Genomic DNA, 18873 nt, shown 5'->3' with positions numbered 1-18873 from the left:
ATTTAGTTCACATTAAGCGGTCATAATCGATGGCTTAAGAACTGAATACAGTCAATATCAGGGGCCAATTAATGAGGCCCCTGTTTTTTATCTTTTTTAGAATTTACTGAGGAATAGAGAATGGCAACTGTAACTGCAGCTCTAGTTAAAGAACTTCGTGAACGCACAGCTGCGGGCATGATGGAATGTAAAAAAGCGCTTGTTGCTGCTGAAGGCGACATCGAGCTAGCAATTGAAAACATGCGTAAATCTGGCGCAGCGAAAGCAGCTAAAAAAGCTGGTAACGTTGCTGCTGAAGGCACAATCATCATTAAAGAAGACGCTGGCGTTGCTGCTCTTCTTGAAGTGAACTGCCAAACTGATTTCGTAGCTAAAGATGCAGGTTTCCTTGCATTCGCTAACGAAGTTGCTGAAGCTGCTCTAGCTGAACGTCTAGACATCGTTGCACTTCAAGCTAAATTTGAAGACGCACGTATCGCTCTAGTAACTAAGATCGGTGAGAACATCAGCATCCGTCGCGTTGAGCTTGTTGAAGGTGTTGCACTAGCTTCTTACCGTCACGGCGAGAAAATCGGTGTTGTTGTTGCTGGTGAAGGCGAAGCTGAAACGCTTAAGCACATAGCTATGCACGTTGCTGCTTCTAAGCCTGAGTACGTTAACCCATCTGACGTACCTGCAGACGTAGTAGAAAAAGAAAAAGCTGTTCAAGTTGAAATCGCTATGAACGAAGGCAAACCACAAGAGATCGCTGAGAAAATGGTTATCGGCCGTATGAAGAAATTCACGGGCGAAGTATCTCTTACTGGTCAAGCTTTCATCATGGAACCTAAGAAAACTGTTGCTGACATTCTTAAAGAGAAAGGCGCATCAGTTACTACCTTCGTTCGTTTAGAAGTTGGTGAAGGTATCGAGAAAGCGGCTGAAATGAGCTTCGCAGACGAAGTTGCAGCGGTACAACAAGGTTAATCCTTAGTGTATTGATTGAAAAAGACCGTGGCAAATGCTGCGGTCTTTTTATGAATAATGAATTATTTTTCGGCTGTTAGCTGTTATGAATGCAAACTGAGCTCTTCAGTTTTTATCCATGACTGTTAATCATCAACTCTTTGGAAGGTAAACTCCATGACTACGAACCCTAAACCGGCGTATCAACGTATTCTGTTAAAACTTAGCGGCGAAGCACTACAAGGCGAAGAAGGTTTTGGTATTGACGCGACGGTCCTTGATCGTATGGCTCAAGAAGTAAAAGAATTGGTTGAACTAGGTGTTCAAGTAGGCGTTGTTATCGGTGGCGGTAACCTTTTCCGTGGTGCAGGCCTTGCTGAAGCAGGTATGAACCGCGTTGTTGGTGACCACATGGGTATGCTAGCAACGGTAATGAACGGCCTTGCAATGCGTGACGCCCTGCACCGTGCTTACGTAAATGCACGTGTAATGTCAGCTATCCCTCTTAAAGGTGTGTGTGACGACTACAACTGGGCTGATGCAATCAGCCAACTACGTCAAGGTCGTGTTGTGATCTTCTCAGCTGGTACTGGTAACCCATTCTTCACTACAGATTCTGCTGCGTGTCTACGCGGTATCGAAATTGAAGCTGACGTAGTTCTAAAAGCGACAAAGGTAGATGGCGTATTTACTGCTGACCCAGTAGCAAACCCAGACGCAGAGCTGTATGATACGTTGTCTTACAACACTATTCTTGAAAAAGAACTTAAAGTGATGGATTTGGCTGCATTTACGCTAGCACGTGATCACAAAATGCCAATCCGTGTATTTAACATGAATAAACCAGGCGCATTACGTCGCGTGGTTATGGGTGAAACTGAAGGTACATTAATCAGCGACGCTGACTAATTTTTCGGGCTTACTGAAGTGTTATGCTTTGGTAAGCTTATCCTTATCACTCCAAATAAAAAGCTTTCTTGAAGAAAGAACATAATCAAGGTGAAATTGTGATTAACGAAATCAAAAAAGACGCTCAAGAGCGTATGGATAAAAGTGTAGACGCACTTAAAAATAGCCTGCAAAAGATTCGTACAGGCCGTGCTCACCCAAGCCTACTGTCTGGTCTTACTGTAGAGTACTACGGTGCACCAACGCCTTTGGCTCAAGTTGCTAACGTTATTGCAGAAGATGCACGTACACTAGCAATTACAGTGTTTGATAAAACACTGACTCCTTTAGTTGAAAAAGCAATCCTGACATCTGACTTAGGCCTAAATCCTATGTCTGCTGGCACGGTTATTCGTGTACCACTTCCAGCGTTAACGGAAGAGCGTCGTAAAGACCTTGTTAAAATCGTTCGTGGTGAAGCTGAAGGTGGCCGTGTTGCTATCCGTAACATCCGTCGTGACGCGAATGGCGATCTAAAAGCACTTCTGAAAGACAAAGAAATCTCTGAAGATGAAGATCGTAGAGCACAAGACGAAATTCAAAAGCTAACTGACATTGCGGTTAAGAACGTAGATGAAGTTCTAGCAACTAAAGAAAAAGAGTTGATGGAAGTTTAATTTTCCATATTCTTTTCTTTCCGGAAAAACGCTGTACTCACGGTTCAGCGTTTTTTTATGCTACTCTGTTCGACTATTAGAATTTGATTCACTCTTTTATGCATAATTCTCAAGCGTTCACAGACTCTCTTCCTAAACACATTGCTATCATTATGGATGGTAATGGCCGCTGGGCAAAAGCTCAGGGCAAGCCTCGCGTCTTTGGTCATAAAAACGGTGTTCAAGCCGTTCGTAAAACCATCTCTTCATCTGCCAGACTTGGCATTAAGGCCGTTACACTTTTTGCGTTTAGTAGCGAAAACTGGCGTCGTCCTGAAGAAGAAGTCGGTATCTTGATGGAACTGTTTATTTCAGTGCTGTCGAGTGAAGTAAAAAAACTTCATAAAAATAATCTACAATTGCGTGTTATTGGTGATAAAAGTCGTTTCAATGATCGACTCCAAAAGAAGATAGAAGAAGCAGAAGCTTTGACTAGTACCAATACGGGTATGGTTATTAATATTGCTGCTAATTATGGCGGTAAGTGGGATATCCAGCAGGCAATGACCTCAATTGCTCAACAGGTAAAGTCTGGCGATATTAATGTAGATGACATTGATGAAGCTATGATTACACAGCACCTGACTATGGCAGATATTCCTGAAGTTGACCTACTTATCCGCACCAGTGGCGAGTGCCGCATTAGTAACTTTATGCTTTGGCAATTGGCTTACGCCGAAATGTATTTCACTGAACAATTCTGGCCAGACTTTAATGAAGACAGCTTAGTAGAAGCTGTGACTTGGTTTGTAAACCGCGAGCGTCGTTTTGGATGCACTGGTGAGCAAATTAAAGCTCTGATGGACAGTTAATAAGGATTTTTTGGTTTGAAACAACGAATTATTACGGCGTTGATTTTAGCTCCCCTAGTTATTCTAGGTATTTTCGAGTTATCACTTCCCACGTTTATTCTTTCACTAGCAGTAATCTCGCTATTGGGCTTTTGGGAGTGGACTCAGTTTGTTGAAAGCAAATCGCGTTATTTAGCGCTGATTCCAACGGTTGTAGTCAGTGCTGCAAGTTTTGCTTTTATCCCTTTTGATGCATTTAGCCTTAATCATTTATCTAGCGCTCACTACACCATTCTAACGATTGGCTCTATTTGGTGGGTAATAGCGAGTGGTATGGCAGTGACTTATCCTAAGTCTATGCCCGCATGGAAAGATTCTTCTCTCCTTCGTCACGCATTTGGCGTGCTGACTCTGCTGCCATTTTTTTGGAGTGTGGTTATTCTGCGCGCTAACGGTATCGATGTTGATCCTTACCACGGTGCAAAATTGGTGATGTTTGTTTGTTTGCTCGTTTGGGCAGCTGACAGCGGTGCTTATTTTTCAGGAAAGAGTTTTGGTAAGCGTAAAATGGCACCAGCGGTAAGCCCTAATAAGACGATTGAAGGTCTTATTGGTGGCATTATTACAGCAGTGATCATAGCTTGGATTTTTGCTGACTTATTTGATATCCAATTCACAAGTCCTCTTCACATGATTGTAATTACCCTTGTGACTGTCGTTATTTCTGTTCTTGGTGACCTTGTTGAAAGCATGTTTAAGCGTGTTTCAGGGGTGAAAGACAGCAGTAATCTGATTCCTGGTCATGGTGGTATACTTGATAGAATAGATAGCTTAACGGCTGCATTCCCTGTCTTTGCTCTGCTTTATTTAGCATTCTAATAATAAAGGGCAGTGATTCTGCCCTTTATTTCATTTCTACGGTCATATGTGATGCGAAATCTAACTATCCTTGGCGCTACCGGCTCAATTGGTGCAAGTACACTAAAAGTCGTTGAACAAAACCCAGATCTCTATTCGGTCGTGGCACTGGCTGCCGGGTCGAATGTCGAAAAGATGTTGGCGTTAGTTGAAAAGTGGCAACCAAGCTATGTTGCTATGGCTTGCCCTGATGCAGCATCTCAGCTGACTGAAATGCTGTCCGCTAATTACCCTAACGTTACAGTACTTTCAGGCCCAGAAGGCATGTGTCAGGTCGCTTCTTTAGAGGAAGTGGACACGGTAATGGCTGCGATTGTGGGAGCAGCAGGCTTGCTTCCTACGATGGCTGCGGTTAAGGCTGGTAAGCGTATTTTACTTGCTAATAAAGAAGCCTTGGTGATGTCTGGACAGTTGTTTATAGATGCCGTGGAAAAGTACGGTGCTGAACTACTTCCTGTAGACAGTGAGCATAATGCTATCTTCCAATGCCTACCGCAAAACGTACAAACCCATCTAGGCCGTTGTAATCTGGAAGAGAACGGTATCAACCATATTCTCTTGACAGGTTCTGGCGGCCCTTTCCGCTATACGGATGTTGCTGAGTTAGAATCGGTAACACCGGCTCGCGCTATTGCACACCCTAACTGGTCTATGGGCCCTAAGATCTCTGTTGACTCTGCGACCATGATGAATAAAGGTCTTGAGTACATTGAAGCTAAGTGGCTATTTAATGCTTCTCAAGAACAGTTAAAAGTCATTATTCATCCTCAGTCTGTGATTCATTCAATGGTCCAGTACAAGGATGGCTCGGTACTTGCTCAAATGGGTGAACCCGATATGGCGACGCCAATCGCTTTGACGATGTCTTATCCTGAGCGTACAGAAGCCGGTGTTAAGCCTCTGGATTTCACCAAAGTGGGTGAGCTTACTTTTCTAGAACCCGATTTTAGCCGTTACCCATGTTTAAGGTTAGCAATTGAAGCGTGCTACCTAGGGCAGCATGCAACAACAGCAATTAATGCTGCCAATGAAATTGCAGTCGATGCCTTTTTGAATAATCGGGTTAAGTTTACCGATATTGCTGTCATTAACGAGTATGTTATGAGCAAAGTATGTGAACAATATAGCTCTGAGGGCTTAGATAGCTTGGAAAGCCTTCTTGAGCTAGATAATATGTCTCGTCAAATAGCCATTCAATTTATTAAAGAGCAGCTAACATGAGTGGAATTCTGTGGAACTTCGCATCTTTTATTGTAGCGCTTGGTATTCTGGTTGCTGTTCATGAGTTTGGACACTTCTGGGTTGCTCGTCGTTGTGGTGTGAAAGTAGAAAAATTCTCGATTGGTTTTGGTAAATCAATCTGGAGCAAGATCGGCCGTGATGGTACTGAATACAGCTTGTCAGTGATTCCGCTGGGCGGCTACGTTAAGATGCTCGATGGGCGTGTTGACGACCTTTCTGAAGAAGAACAGCAATACGCTTTTGACAAGAAGCCATTGTGGAAACGCACGGCGATAGTCGGTGCAGGCCCAGCATTTAACTTTATCTTTGCTGTGTTTGCGTATTGGCTGGTATTTTTGATTGGCGTGCCTGCGGTTAAACCGGTGATCGGTGAGGTCACCCCGCAATCTATTGTTGCACAAGCCGGAATTGAAACTGGAATGGAACTTAAATCTATTTCAGGAATCAAAACCGCAGATTGGGAATCAGTCAATATGGGTTTGATATCACATATTGGTGACCAATCCATGACAGTAACGGTCTCTTCTCAAGACGATATTGGCTTTGAGCAACAGATGACATTGGATATTTCAGACTGGTCGTTCAACCCAGAAACTGAGTCTGCAATGACAACGCTTGGTTTTAGACCGTACTCTCCAGAGATATCAACAGTGCTTGCTCAAGTTATTGATGATGGCGCTGCATACTCTGCGGGGCTAGAAGCTGGTGACAAAATTGTTGAAATTAATGGGCAGCTAATTGAACAGTGGCAGTCGGTTGTTGAGTTGATTCGCTCGAACCCGATGAAATCCATGAACCTTATTGTACTGCGTAATGGTTTTGAACAGTCGTTGTCTATGACGCCAAAAAGTCGAGAGCTTTCTGATGGTTCAATAATCGGCTATGCGGGTATTGCTCCAGAAGTCGCAGAATGGCCAGAAGATTATCGCTTTGAGTTACAATTTGGTGTAATTGAGTCTGTAGGAAAAGCATTTGATAAAACAGGTCAAATCATTAGTTTGACGCTGACAATGCTCAAGAAGCTCATCGTTGGCGATGTCGGCTTAAACAACTTGAGTGGCCCGATTTCAATTGCTAAAGGCGCAGGTACAACCGCCGATTACGGTTTGGTTTACTTCTTAGGCTTTTTGGCTCTGATTAGTGTCAATTTGGGTATTATTAATTTGGTTCCGCTGCCTATGCTTGATGGCGGACATTTGCTCTTTTTCGCTATTGAGGCCATTACTCGTAAACCTGTCCCTGAAAAAATTCAGGAAATGGGATACAGAGTGGGAGGTGCAATCCTCTTCTCTTTGATGGCTCTGGCAATATTTAATGATTTTACTCGTCTGTGAATGGTTTCTCACAGGCATTGGTAGTAGCAAGGAATAATTAGAATAAGTATGGCGATTAAGCAAATTCTGTTCGCAAGTCTATTGGCCACTAGTGTGGCTGCGAACGGAGCACAAAACTTTGTAGTTCAAGATATCAAGATCGAAGGTTTACAGCGTGTTGCACTTGGTGCAGCTCTACTGAAGATGCCAGTGCGTATTGGCGATGAAGTGGATGAAGGCGATGTATCTGAGATCATTCGTGCACTGTATGCTTCAGGTAACTTTGAGGATGTTAAGGTCCTTCGCGATGAAGGTGTTTTAGTTGTTCAAGTAAAAGAACGACCGACCATCGCAAGCATTTCATTTTCAGGGAACAAAGCGATCAAAGAAGAGCAACTTCAGCAGAACCTAGATGCATCTGGTGTTCGTGAAGGTGAAGCCCTTGACCGCACAACGCTGAGTAACATCGAGAAAGGCCTTGAAGATTTTTACTACAGTGTTGGTAAGTACAACGCGACAGTAAAAGCGGTTGTGACACCTTTGCCACGTAACCGTTCTGACCTTAAGTTTGTATTTACTGAAGGCGTATCCGCTAAGATTCAGCAAATCAACTTTATTGGTAATGAAGTCTTCTCTGATGCTGAGCTACTGAGCCGTTTCAACCTGAATGTTGATGTTGCATGGTGGAATTTCCTTGCGGATGAAAAATACCAGAAGCAAGTATTAGCGGGTGATATCGAAGCGTTGAAATCGTACTACCTTGACCGTGGTTACCTTAAATTTAAGGTGGATTCTACACAAGTAGCGATCTCTCCAGATAAGAAAGGCGTTTATATCACGCTTGGTATTGATGAAGGCGAAGCCTACACCGTTAAAGATGTCGCGTTTCGCGGTGAGTTGATTGGCCGTGAGGCTGATTTTGAAGCATTAGTACCATTTGAAGACGGCGATACGTACAACGGCTCTTCTGTTACATCACTAGAAGAGGGCGTAAAGCGTATTCTTGGTGAGTCTGGTTATGCGTACCCACAAGTACGTACTATTCCTGAATTTGACGATGAGACCAAAGAAGTATCATTGGTGATTAATGTAGAAGCGGGCAGCCGTATCTACGTTCGTGATATTCGATTTACGGGTAATAACTCGACCAAAGATGAAGTACTACGCCGTGAAATGCGTCAAATGGAAGGCAGCTGGCTTAACTCTAAGTCAATTGACACCGGTAAGAGCCGCCTTAACCGTTTAGGTTTCTTTGAAACGGTTGATGTACAAACAGTGCGTGTTCCTGGCAGTGAAGACCAAGTCGACTTGGTTTACAACGTCAAGGAAGCGAACTCAGGCAGCATCAACTTTGGTGTTGGTTACGGTACCGAATCAGGTGTCAGCTTCCAAGTTGGTTTGCAACAAGATAACTTTGCGGGTTCAGGTAACCGTGTTGGCGTAAGTGCCATGATGAACGATTACCAAAAGAACGTGAGCTTAGACTACCGTGACCCATACTGGAACCTTGATGGTGTGAGCTTAGGCGGTAAGATCTTCTACAACGAATTCGAAGCCTCTGAAGCGGGTATTGTCGACTATACCAACCAAAGTTACGGTACCAGCCTGACATGGGGCTTCCCTATGGATGAGCTGAACCGTATCGAATTTGGTGTTGGCTATACGCACAACAAGATCGGTAACGTTCCGACTTATATCCAAGTGGAACAGTTCGCGAGAAGTATTAACCAATATGGTGACGAAAACATCTTAACCGATGACTTCGATATCAATATCTCTTGGACTCGTAACAACCTTAACCGTGGTTTCTTCCCAACCGAGGGTAACCACCAACGTGCTTTCGCTAAAATGACTGTACCAGGCTCTGATGCCCAGTACTTCAAATTGCAGTACGATGTAAAACATTACATCCCGCTGACTAAAAAGCATGAGTTCACACTTTTGATGCGTGGCCGATTAGGCTATGGTAATGGTTACGGTCAAACGGATGGTAATGATAACTTGTTCCCATTCTACGAGAACTACTACGCAGGTGGCTTTACAACGTTGCGTGGCTTTGGCTCTAACTCAGCGGGTCCAAAAGCCGTTTACGGGAGCAGTACGGGTAACAACCCAACGTACAGCTCTGCAACCGATGATTCGGTTGGTGGTAATGCGGTTGCCTTGGCAAGTTTAGAGTTAATTGTACCTACGCCGTTTGCTTCTGATGAAGCACGTAGCCAGATTCGAACCAGTGTCTTCTTTGACATGGCAAGTGTATGGGATACCGAGTTCGTAGACCGTGGTGCACCTAACAGTGGCAGCCAGTATTACTACGATTACTCTGATCCAACAAATTACCGTTCATCTTATGGTGCAGCCCTTCAATGGATGTCGCCGATGGGCCCATTGGTTTTCTCTCTAGCGAAACCCGTTAAAATTTACGAAGGTGATGATGAAGAATTCTTCACATTTACCATTGGTAGAACTTTCTAATATTTAAAGGACAATATTTTGAAAAATATGATTAAAGCAGCAGGTTTAGGCCTTGTAGTTCTTAGCTCTTCTTTCTTTGCAACAGCTGCTGAAGCTGCGCAAAAAGTGGGTTATGTAAACACTGCACAAGTATTCCAGGCTCTACCTCAGCGCGAGGTTGTTCTTCAAAAAATGCAGGAAGAGTTCAAAGATAAAGCTGCTGAGCTGCAGAGCATTCAAGCAGAAGCAAAAACTAAGATTGAAAAGCTTAAGCGTGATGGTGAACTACTAGGTCCTGACGAAGTTGAGAAGCTTCGTATCGAAGTCGGTCAACTAGACAGTAAGTACAAAATCAAAGCTCAAGCACTAGAAAAAGCAAGCCAACGTCGTGAAGCACAAGAGAAGCAGAAGCTATTCAAAGTGATTCAAGATGCTGTAACTAAAGTTGCAGAGAAAGAAGGCTACGACATGATTGTTGATATTCAAGCTCTGCAATATGGCAAGCCAGAATACAACATCTCTGAGAAAGTAATTAAAGCACTGAAATAAGTTTTATGAAGAATCTGACTTTAGCCGAATTGGCAACGATTACCGGGGGAGAGCTACACGGAGACGGTACTATTACTGTTTCAGCGGTTGCTCCTATGGATAAAGCGCTAGAAGGAAACATTACGTTCCTTTCTAACGTGAAGTACAGCAAACACCTAGGTGACTGTAAAGCATCCGCTATTATGGTTAAAGAGAGTGAACGCGAACTGTGTAAAACCAATGTAATTGTGGTTAATGACCCTTATGTTGCTTTTGCTAAAGTTGCTCAAGCGCTGGACATTACTCCTGCACCGGCTGCGGCTATCGCTGATTCAGCTTCAATCTCCGGTGATGCAACCATTGGACAAAATGTGTCTATTGGTGCAAATGCTGTGATTGAATCTGGTGTTGTCCTTGGTGATGACGTGATCATTGGTGCCGGTTGTTTTATTGGTAAGAATGCTCAAATTGGTGCTGGCACTAAGCTGTGGGCTAATGTAAGCATTTATCATGAAGTGATCATTGGCACTGCGTGTTTGATTCAATCAAGCACAGTGATTGGTTCTGATGGCTTTGGTTATGCGAACGAAAAAGGCGAGTGGGTTAAGATCCCTCAAGTCGGCTCGGTTCGCGTTGGTAATCGCGTAGAAATTGGCGCGTGTACGACCATCGACCGTGGTGCGTTGGACGATACAGTGATTGAAGACAACGTTATCTTAGATAACCAACTTCAAATTGCTCACAATGTTCACATCGGATATGGTTCGGCAATTGCTGGTGGTACTATTGTGGCTGGCAGCACTACGATAGGTAAGTACTGTATTATTGGTGGCGGTTGTGTGATTAATGGTCACATTGAAATCGTTGACGGCGTTACAATCACCGGTATGGGGATGGTAATGCGCAGCATCACTGAGAAAGGTATGTATTCATCTGGTATTCCTTTACAGCCAAATAAAGACTGGCGTAAAACAGCGACGCGAGTTCATCGTATTGATGAAATGAACAAGCGTTTGAAAACCGTTGAAAAACTTATCGAGAAGAGCGCGGAATCATAATTCCAGCATTTCTAATAAAAGGCTCGCGTACAGCGAGTCTTTTTCGTTTATAATCCTTCTAATTAAATAAAGAATATACATAGGAATACGACTTTGACTACTGAACAGACAACGATGAACATTACTGAAATTCAGGAACTATTACCTCATCGCTACCCATTCTTAATGGTTGATCGTGTGACTAGCTTTGAAAAAGAAAAAACACTGACCGCGATTAAGAATGTTTCTGTTAACGAACCTCAGTTCACAGGCCACTTCCCACAGCTTCCTGTATTCCCAGGCGTGTTGATCTTAGAAGCAATGGCTCAAGCTACAGGTCTTCTTGCATTTAAATCTTTTGGTGCGCCTTCTGGTAACGAACTTTACTACTTCGCAAGTGTTGATAAAGCAAAATTCCGTAAGCCAGTGGTACCTGGTGACCAACTGGTTATCGAAGTTGAGTTCCTAAAAGAACGTCGTGGCATTGCATCATTTAACGGTGTGGCTAAAGTTGACGGCGCTGTAGTGTGTTCAGCTGAACTTAAATGTGCTCGTAGAGAGTTTTAATATGATTCATGAAACAGCGAAAATTCACCCGGCAGCAGTAATCGAAGGTGATGTAACTATCGGTGCTAACGTGACGGTTGGGCCTTTCACTTACATTGCTGGTACTGTGACTATTGGTGACGACACAGAGATTATGTCGCACGTTGTGATTAAAGGTCACACAACCATTGGTAAAGAAAACCGTATCTTCCCACACGCTGTGATTGGTGAAGAAAACCAAGACAAGAAGTATGGCGGCGAAGCAACAACAGTAGTGATCGGTGATCGCAACGTGATTCGTGAAGCCGTTCAAATCCACCGTGGTACGACTCAAGACAAAGCAACCACAGTGATTGGTGACGACAACTTACTTTGTGTAAACGCTCACGTAGCGCACGATGTTATTGTTGGTAACCACACTCACATTGGTAACAACGCTATCCTTGGCGGTCACGTGACGGTTGGCGATTACGCTGGCGTAATGGCGCTGTCTGCGATTCACCCGTTCTGTTCAATTGGCGCTTATGCGTACATTGGCGGTTGTTCTGCAGTTGTTCAAGATGTACTGCCGTACGTGCTTGCACAGGGTAACCACGCTGCGCCATTTGGTTTGAACCTTGTTGGCTTGAAGCGTAACGGATTTGAGAAACCTGAAATTCGTGCACTACAAAAAGCGTACAAAGAGTTATACCGTTCAGGTAAAACACTTGAAGAAGCGAAAGCGGCTTTAGTTGAAATGGCGAAAGAGTTTACTTCGGTTACTCCTATGCTAGAAATGCTAGAGAACTCTGAGCGCGGTATTATTCGTTAATACTTGATATGATTGTTTACCAATCATATCAAGTACGACAATAATGACTTAATCAGATTGGTATAACAAAAAGATCGCTACTCATTGGGCGGTCTTTTTTGTTTTAGGCAACAAGGGAATTGGAAAACTATGGTACAGCAAGAAGCAGCAACCAATAGCTCGGACTTTGTTTCGAATGAACCTCTACGCGTAGGTATCGTCGTCGGAGAACTCTCGGGTGACACGCTTGGCGAGGGTTTTATTAAAGCGATTAAATCACAATACCCAAATGCTGAATTCGTCGGTATTGGCGGCCCCAAAATGAAAGCGCTTGGTTGTGAGTCTCTTTTCGAAATGGAAGAGCTTGCTGTGATGGGCTTGGTTGAAGTACTTGGACGTTTGCCTCGCTTACTTAAAGTGAAAGCGGAACTGGTGAAGTATTTCACCCAGAACCCACCCGATGTGTTTGTTGGTATTGATGCGCCTGACTTCAACCTGAGACTTGAACTTGATCTTAAGAACGCTGGCATCAAAACGGTGCATTACGTGAGTCCTTCAGTATGGGCTTGGCGTCCAAAGCGTATCTTTAAAATCGATAAAGCAACCGACTTGGTATTGGCTTTCCTACCATTCGAAAAAGCGTTCTACGATAAATATAACGTTGCCTGTGAATTCGTTGGCCACACGTTGGCAGACTCAATTCCTTTGGAACCGAGTAAACGAGACGCTCGAGAGCTTTTAGGTCTTGATCAAGATAAGCAATGGTTAGCCGTATTGCCGGGTAGTCGTGGTGGTGAAATGAGTTTGATTGCTCAGCCATTTATCGAGACTTGTCAGCGTATTAAGCAGAAATATCCTGATATTAACTTTGTTGTTGCGTTGGTTAATGAACAGCGTAAAAAACAGTTTATCGAGATATGGCAATCGACGGCGCCTGAGTTGGAATTCACACTAGTGGAAGATACTGCCACCAACGTGATTACCGCTTCTGACTCAGTTCTATTAGCTTCTGGTACCGTTGCGCTTGAATGTATGTTGCTTAAGCGCCCGATGGTCGTAGGCTACAAGGTCAACAAGCTCACTGGCTATATAGTGAAGAAATTGTCGATAACAGAATTTGTCTCGTTACCGAATATCCTAGCGGGTGAAGAAATCGTAAAAGAACACATTCTTGAAGAGTGTCACCCAGATTACCTTTTCCCATCGGTCGACAAGATGCTTTCAACGGACAACGCGCCATTGATTGAGCGCTTTACTGAAATGCATCACTGGATCCGTAAAGACGCGGATAAACAAGCGGCTAACGCGGTATTGAAACTGATTAACCGACCATTTGTTGAGTCATAAAACGCTTGTTTACAGGACACTAAGAGAATAATGATGGCAGTAAAAGAGAAAAAAGAGCTTCCTCCGTTTGAATACCCTCAAGGTTACCAGTTGTTTGCTGGTGTGGATGAAGTGGGTCGTGGTCCATTAGTCGGTGATGTCGTGACTGCGGCCGTTATCCTCGATCCTAATAACCCTATTGAAGGCTTAAACGACTCAAAAAAATTGTCAGAGAAGAAACGTCTTGCGCTGCTTCCTGAGATAAAAGAGAAAGCATTGGCGTGGTCGGTTGGCCGTTGCTCTCCACAAGAAATTGATGAGTTAAATATTCTACAAGCGACCATGGTTGCTATGCAGCGTGCCATTGCAGGGCTTAGCATTCAGCCAGACATGGCTCTGATCGACGGTAACCGTGTTCCTGAACTACCGATGGATGGTCTTGCTATTGTAAAAGGGGACTTGCGAGTTGCTGAAATCAGTGCGGCATCTATCATAGCTAAAGTGGTTCGTGACCAAGAGATGGAAGAACTTGATAAACTTCATCCAGAGTTTGGTTTTGCTCGACATAAAGGTTACCCGACCAAAGCGCATTTCGAAGCGATTGAAAAACATGGTGTAACTGAGCATTACCGCAAAAGCTTTAAGCCAGTAAAACGTGTTCTTGGCATTGATTAGAGCGCATTGATTAAACTTTATATTGCTCTGGCTTCCTATTGATAGTCGCTTCCTGTTGATTGGAGCTGGCTATCGAATAAAGTTGCCTACTTGCAGTAGAAAAAAATAGAATACACACAGTTGTAATCCTAGGCTCAAGCCTAGAACTCAGGAAAAATAATGTCAGATCCAAAATTTGTTCACCTTCGCGTACACAGTGACTTTTCTATGGTGGATGGCCTATCAAAGGTACCACCACTGGTTAAGAAAGTTGCTGAGATGGGTATGCCTGCTCTAGCACTGACCGACTTTACTAACCTATGTGGTTTGGTGAAATTCTACGGTACAGCCCATGGGTGTGGGGTTAAGCCAATTATTGGTGCTGACTTCCTGATGCAGTCTCCTGAGTTTGGCGACGAATTGACCAAACTCACCGTTATTGCAACGAGTAACAAGGGTTATAACAACCTAACGTTATTGATTTCAAAAGCTTACCTTCGTGGTCACGTACAGCATCAGCCAGTGATTGATAAAGAGTGGCTGATTGAGCATGCCGAAGGCCTGATTCTTTTATCGGGTGCGAAAGAAGGTGAAATTGGTAAGGCGTTGCTGAAAGGCAACCGAGAGTTGGTTGCAAGTAGTGTCGAGTTTTACAAAACACACTTTGCCGACCGATTTTATCTGGAGCTGATCCGTACTGGACGTCCGGATGAAGAGTCTTATCTGCACTTTGCGCTGGAACTAGCCGAGCAAGAAGACCTGCCAGTTGTCGCGACCAACGAAGTGGTATTCATTTCTGAAGACTTGTTTGACGCTCATGAAATCCGTGTGGCGATTCACGACGGCTTTACCATGGTTGATCCACGTCGACCAAAAAACTACAGCCCACAGCAGTATCTACGTAGCGAAGAAGAGATGTGTGAGCTTTTCTCAGACATTCCCGAAGCTCTGGAAAACAGTGTTGAGATCGCTAAGCGTTGTAATGTCACCGTGCGATTGGGCGAATACTTCTTGCCTAACTTCCCTACGGAAGGTTTAGCGATTGAAGACTTCCTGATTAAGAAATCAGAAGAAGGTCTTGAACGACGTTTAGCATTCCTATTTCCTGATGAGAAAGCCAGAGCTGAACGCAGGCCTGAATACGATGAGCGACTCAAGATCGAGCTTGAAGTTGTCAACAACATGGGTTTCCCAGGTTACTTCTTGATCGTAATGGAGTTTATCCAGTGGTCAAAAGATAATGATGTACCAGTAGGTCCTGGTCGTGGTTCTGGTGCCGGTTCTTTGGTGGCTTACGCATTGGATATCACCGATCTTGATCCACTTGAATATGACTTACTGTTCGAACGTTTCTTGAACCCAGAACGTGTATCTATGCCCGATTTCGATATCGATTTCTGCATGGATAAACGTGACCAAGTTATTGACCACGTAGCTGAGATGTACGGTCGTGATGCTGTTTCTCAGATCATTACCTTCGGTACCATGGCTGCGAAAGCGGTAATTCGAGATGTAGGTCGTGTGTTAGGCCACCCATTTGGCTTTGTTGACCGAATATCTAAGCTGGTTCCGCCTGATCCGGGTATGACGCTAGAGAAAGCCTTCCTCGCTGAACCCGCATTACCTGAACTTTATGATGGTGATGAAGAAGTTCGTGAGCTGATTGATAAATGTCGAATTCTAGAAGGCTGTACGCGAAACGCCGGTAAGCACGCGGGTGGTGTTGTAATCTCGCCCACCACGATTACTGACTTTGCACCTATTTATGCCGATGCGGAAGGCAACTTCCCGGTAACGCAATTCGATAAGAATGACGTAGAAACCGCAGGCTTGGTTAAGTTTGACTTCTTGGGGCTGCGTACACTGACGATCATCGACTGGGCACTAGGCCTAGTGAACCCGCGTTTGGCGAAAGAGGGGAAAGATCCGGTTCGTATCGAGTCGATTCCTTTGGATGATCAAGCGTCATTTAACCTATTACAGAATTCAGAAACGACGGCGGTATTCCAACTGGAATCTCGCGGTATGAAAGATCTGATCAAGCGTCTGCAACCCGACTGTTTTGAAGATATTATCGCATTGGTGGCCTTGTTCCGTCCGGGCCCTCTGCAATCAGGCATGGTAGATAACTTTATCGACCGTAAACACGGACGAGAGGCGGTATCTTACCCTGATGAAACGTGGCAACACGAATCGCTTAAAGAGACACTAGAACCAACGTACGGCATCATCCTGTATCAAGAACAGGTAATGCAAATCGCACAAATCCTTGCTGGCTATACGCTTGGCGGAGCCGATATGCTGCGCCGTGCGATGGGTAAGAAAAAGCCAGAAGAGATGGCAAAGCAGCGCGGTACCTTTAAAGAAGGTGCTGAAGCCAATGGTGTTGATGGCGAACTGTCCATGAAGATCTTTGACTTGGTAGAGAAGTTTGCGGGCTACGGTTTTAACAAATCTCACTCGGCTGCATACGCACTGGTTTCTTATCAAACACTGTGGTTGAAAACACACTACCCTGCGGAATTCATGGCGGCAGTAATGACCGCGGATATGGATAACACCGAGAAGGTTATTGGCCTTGTCGATGAATGTTTCCGTATGAAGCTCAAGCTCCTTCCACCCGATATTAATTCGGGTTTATACCGCTTCAATGTCGATGAAGATGGCGCGATTGTTTATGGCATCGGTGCGATTAAAGGGGTTGGTGAAGGCCCAATTGAAGCCATTATCGAAGCGCGTAATAAAGGCGGTTACTTTAAAGACTTGTTCGACTTCTGTGCGCGACTTGATCTGAAAAAAGTGAACAAGCGTGTTATCGAAAAGTTGATTCTGTCAGGCGCCTTAGATAGATTAGGTCCTCACCGAGCGGCGATGATGGCATCTTTGAAAGATGCGGTTAAGGCAGCAAGCCAACATCACCATGCTGAGTCGTTCGGTCAATCTGATATGTTTGGTGTGTTGACCGACGCTCCGGAAGAGGTTGAACACAAGTATACTCAAGTGCCTAAGTGGCCTGAAAAGGTTTGGCTAGAAGGTGAACGCGAAACGCTTGGTTTGTATTTAACGGGTCACCCGGTGAATGCTTACATTAAAGAACTTGCGAAATACACCAGCTGTCGCTTGAAAGATGCGACGCCGACGCGTCGTGATCAGTCTTTAACGATTGCAGGTTTGGTCATTGCTGCTAGGGTTATGACCACGAAGCGCGGAACTCGAATTGGTTTGATGACCCTCGACGACCGATCGGGGCGAATGGAAGTGATGTTGTTCTCGGATGCGCTCGATCGCTACGCTGAATTGCTCGAAAAAGATAAAATAGTGGTCGTTTCTGGACAGGTCAGCTTTGATGATTTCAATGGTGGGCTTAAAATGTCCGCGCGCGAGGTCATGGACTTAGGAAGCGCCCGTGAGAAATATGCTCGTGGGGTGTCGATATCTATCGACCAATCCCAAATTAATGGTCAATTTTTTGAACGCTTTAGTCAAATCTTAGAACCTTATAGAGCCGGAACGGTCCCAGTCAATGTATACTACCAGCGTGCCGACGCTAGAGCGCGGTTAACATTGGGCACAGAATGGCGTGTGACGCCAAGTGATACATTACTAGACGAATTAAAACAGCTGCTTGGAAATAGCCAAGTAGAACTCGAATTTAACTAAAATTTAGCTCCATGATTGTGGAGCTGAATCAACAAGGATTCATAGATGAGCCTGAACTTTCTAGAATTTGAAAAGCCTATCGCTGAACTTGAAGCAAAAATCGAAGCGCTACGTGACGTTTCACGTCACGGTGGTGACACAGCGGTAGATCTAGACAAAGAAATTGAACAACTAGAGAAAAAAAGCTTAGAGCTTAAACAGAAAATCTTTAGTGACTTAGGTGCATGGCAGGTAGCTCAACTTGCTCGTCACCCTCAACGTCCGTACACCAAAGATTACCTGGAGCATGCCTTCACAGAATTTGAAGAGATGGCGGGCGATCGCGCTTACGCTGACGACAAAGCAATTGTAGGTGGTATGGCTCGTCTAAATGGTCGTCCTGTTATGGTTATTGGTCACCAGAAAGGTCGTGAGACTAAAGAGAAAGTGATCCGTAACTTTGGTATGCCAAAGCCAGAAGGTTACCGTAAGGCACTTCGCCTAATGGAAACGGCTGAGCGTTTCAACATGCCAATTATTACTTTCATCGACACAGCGGGTGCTTACCCAGGTGTTGGTGCTGAAGAACGTGGTCAATCTGAAGCTATCGCAAAGAACCTTAAAGTAATGGCTGGCCTTTCAGTTCCAGTTATCTGTAACGTTGTTGGTGAAGGCGGTTCTGGTGGTGCACTAGCGATCGGTGTTGGCGACTACGTGAACATGCTTCAGTACTCTACGTACTCAGTAATCTCTCCAGAAGGTTGTGCTTCTATCCTGTGGCGTGATTCAGATAAAGCGCCACAAGCTGCAGAAGCGATGGGCCTAGTTGCTCCTCGCCTGAAAGAGCTAGAGCTTATCGACGAAATCATTCCTGAGCCTCTAGGTGGCGCGCACCGCGATCCAGTACAAACGGCTCAGAACATGAAAGACATGCTAGTTAAACAGCTAGAAGAGTTAGAGCAGTTTGACAACGAATCGCTTCTTGAGCGTCGTTACCAACGCCTAATGAGCTACGGTTACTGCTGATAAGCGTGCCTTGAAATGAGGCAGCTTCAAGTAACAAGATGATGAAAGGGTTGGACTCAG

The 18873-nt window shown here is 44.5% G+C and carries 16 protein-coding genes; all 16 read left to right on the top strand.

Going from position 1 to position 18873, the window contains the following annotated elements; translation table 11 throughout:
* The first annotated feature begins 120 nt into the window (after positions 1–120).
* Positions 121–966, top strand: a complete 846-nt coding sequence (tsf, locus tag H5300_RS08035; RefSeq protein ID WP_017084154.1) for a translation elongation factor Ts — start codon at positions 121–123, stop codon at positions 964–966.
* A gap of 156 nt (positions 967–1122) precedes the next feature.
* Positions 1123–1854, top strand: a complete 732-nt coding sequence (gene pyrH, locus H5300_RS08030; protein ID WP_017072669.1) for a UMP kinase — start codon at positions 1123–1125, stop codon at positions 1852–1854.
* 98 nt (positions 1855–1952) lie between these two features.
* Positions 1953–2510, top strand: coding sequence for a ribosome recycling factor (gene frr / locus H5300_RS08025; RefSeq protein WP_004734349.1), 558 nt, complete (start codon positions 1953–1955; stop codon positions 2508–2510).
* Positions 2511–2608: 98 nt separating this feature from the next.
* Positions 2609–3361 carry an isoprenyl transferase gene (locus tag H5300_RS08020; protein ID WP_029222668.1) on the top strand — a complete coding sequence of 251 codons (753 nt, stop codon included), beginning with the start codon at positions 2609–2611 and terminating at the stop codon, positions 3359–3361.
* 15 nt (positions 3362–3376) lie between these two features.
* Positions 3377–4219 (top strand): phosphatidate cytidylyltransferase, encoded by an 843-nt coding sequence (locus H5300_RS08015; RefSeq protein ID WP_017084153.1) that lies wholly within the window; start codon positions 3377–3379, stop codon positions 4217–4219.
* Positions 4220–4270: 51 nt separating this feature from the next.
* The gene (gene ispC / locus H5300_RS08010) at positions 4271–5479 is read left to right on the top strand and encodes a 1-deoxy-D-xylulose-5-phosphate reductoisomerase (RefSeq protein WP_182795753.1); all 1209 of its coding nucleotides are present in this window, start codon (positions 4271–4273) and stop codon (positions 5477–5479) included.
* A complete protein-coding gene (rseP, locus tag H5300_RS08005; RefSeq protein ID WP_182795752.1) occupies positions 5476–6834 on the top strand; it encodes a sigma E protease regulator RseP in 1359 nt (452 codons plus the stop codon). Before ispC ends, rseP begins: the two co-directional genes overlap by 4 nt.
* 48 nt (positions 6835–6882) lie before the next feature.
* A complete protein-coding gene (gene bamA / locus H5300_RS08000) occupies positions 6883–9288 on the top strand; it encodes an outer membrane protein assembly factor BamA (protein ID WP_182795751.1) in 2406 nt (801 codons plus the stop codon).
* Between the two features lie 27 nt (positions 9289–9315).
* Positions 9316–9816, top strand: a complete 501-nt coding sequence (locus H5300_RS07995; protein WP_017056311.1) for an OmpH family outer membrane protein — start codon at positions 9316–9318, stop codon at positions 9814–9816.
* A gap of 5 nt (positions 9817–9821) precedes the next feature.
* Complete coding sequence (lpxD, locus tag H5300_RS07990; protein ID WP_065103097.1) at positions 9822–10853, top strand: UDP-3-O-(3-hydroxymyristoyl)glucosamine N-acyltransferase; 1032 nt, start codon at positions 9822–9824, stop codon at positions 10851–10853.
* A gap of 93 nt (positions 10854–10946) precedes the next feature.
* Entirely contained in the window at positions 10947–11399 is a 453-nt protein-coding gene (gene fabZ / locus H5300_RS07985) for a 3-hydroxyacyl-ACP dehydratase FabZ (RefSeq protein WP_017107190.1), read from the top strand.
* A gap of 1 nt (position 11400) precedes the next feature.
* Positions 11401–12189 (top strand): acyl-ACP--UDP-N-acetylglucosamine O-acyltransferase, encoded by a 789-nt coding sequence (gene lpxA / locus H5300_RS07980; RefSeq protein ID WP_017107191.1) that lies wholly within the window; start codon positions 11401–11403, stop codon positions 12187–12189.
* A 129-nt stretch (positions 12190–12318) separates the two neighbouring features.
* Positions 12319–13515, top strand: a complete 1197-nt coding sequence (lpxB, locus tag H5300_RS07975) for a lipid-A-disaccharide synthase (protein WP_182795750.1) — start codon at positions 12319–12321, stop codon at positions 13513–13515.
* A gap of 33 nt (positions 13516–13548) precedes the next feature.
* Positions 13549–14169 (top strand): ribonuclease HII, encoded by a 621-nt coding sequence (gene rnhB / locus H5300_RS07970; protein WP_182795760.1) that lies wholly within the window; start codon positions 13549–13551, stop codon positions 14167–14169.
* A 159-nt stretch (positions 14170–14328) separates the two neighbouring features.
* Positions 14329–17808, top strand: coding sequence for a DNA polymerase III subunit alpha (gene dnaE, locus H5300_RS07965; RefSeq protein WP_182795749.1), 3480 nt, complete (start codon positions 14329–14331; stop codon positions 17806–17808).
* Between the two features lie 45 nt (positions 17809–17853).
* Positions 17854–18813 carry an acetyl-CoA carboxylase carboxyl transferase subunit alpha gene (accA, locus tag H5300_RS07960; RefSeq protein ID WP_017107195.1) on the top strand — a complete coding sequence of 320 codons (960 nt, stop codon included), beginning with the start codon at positions 17854–17856 and terminating at the stop codon, positions 18811–18813.
* Positions 18814–18873 lie beyond the last annotated feature (60 nt).

This window comes from Vibrio sp. SG41-7, from assembly GCF_014164465.1.
GTDB lineage: Bacteria > Pseudomonadota > Gammaproteobacteria > Enterobacterales > Vibrionaceae > Vibrio > Vibrio splendidus.
The sequence above is the reverse complement of the archived record's forward strand: the minus strand, read 5'-3'. Positions and strand labels throughout refer to the sequence as shown.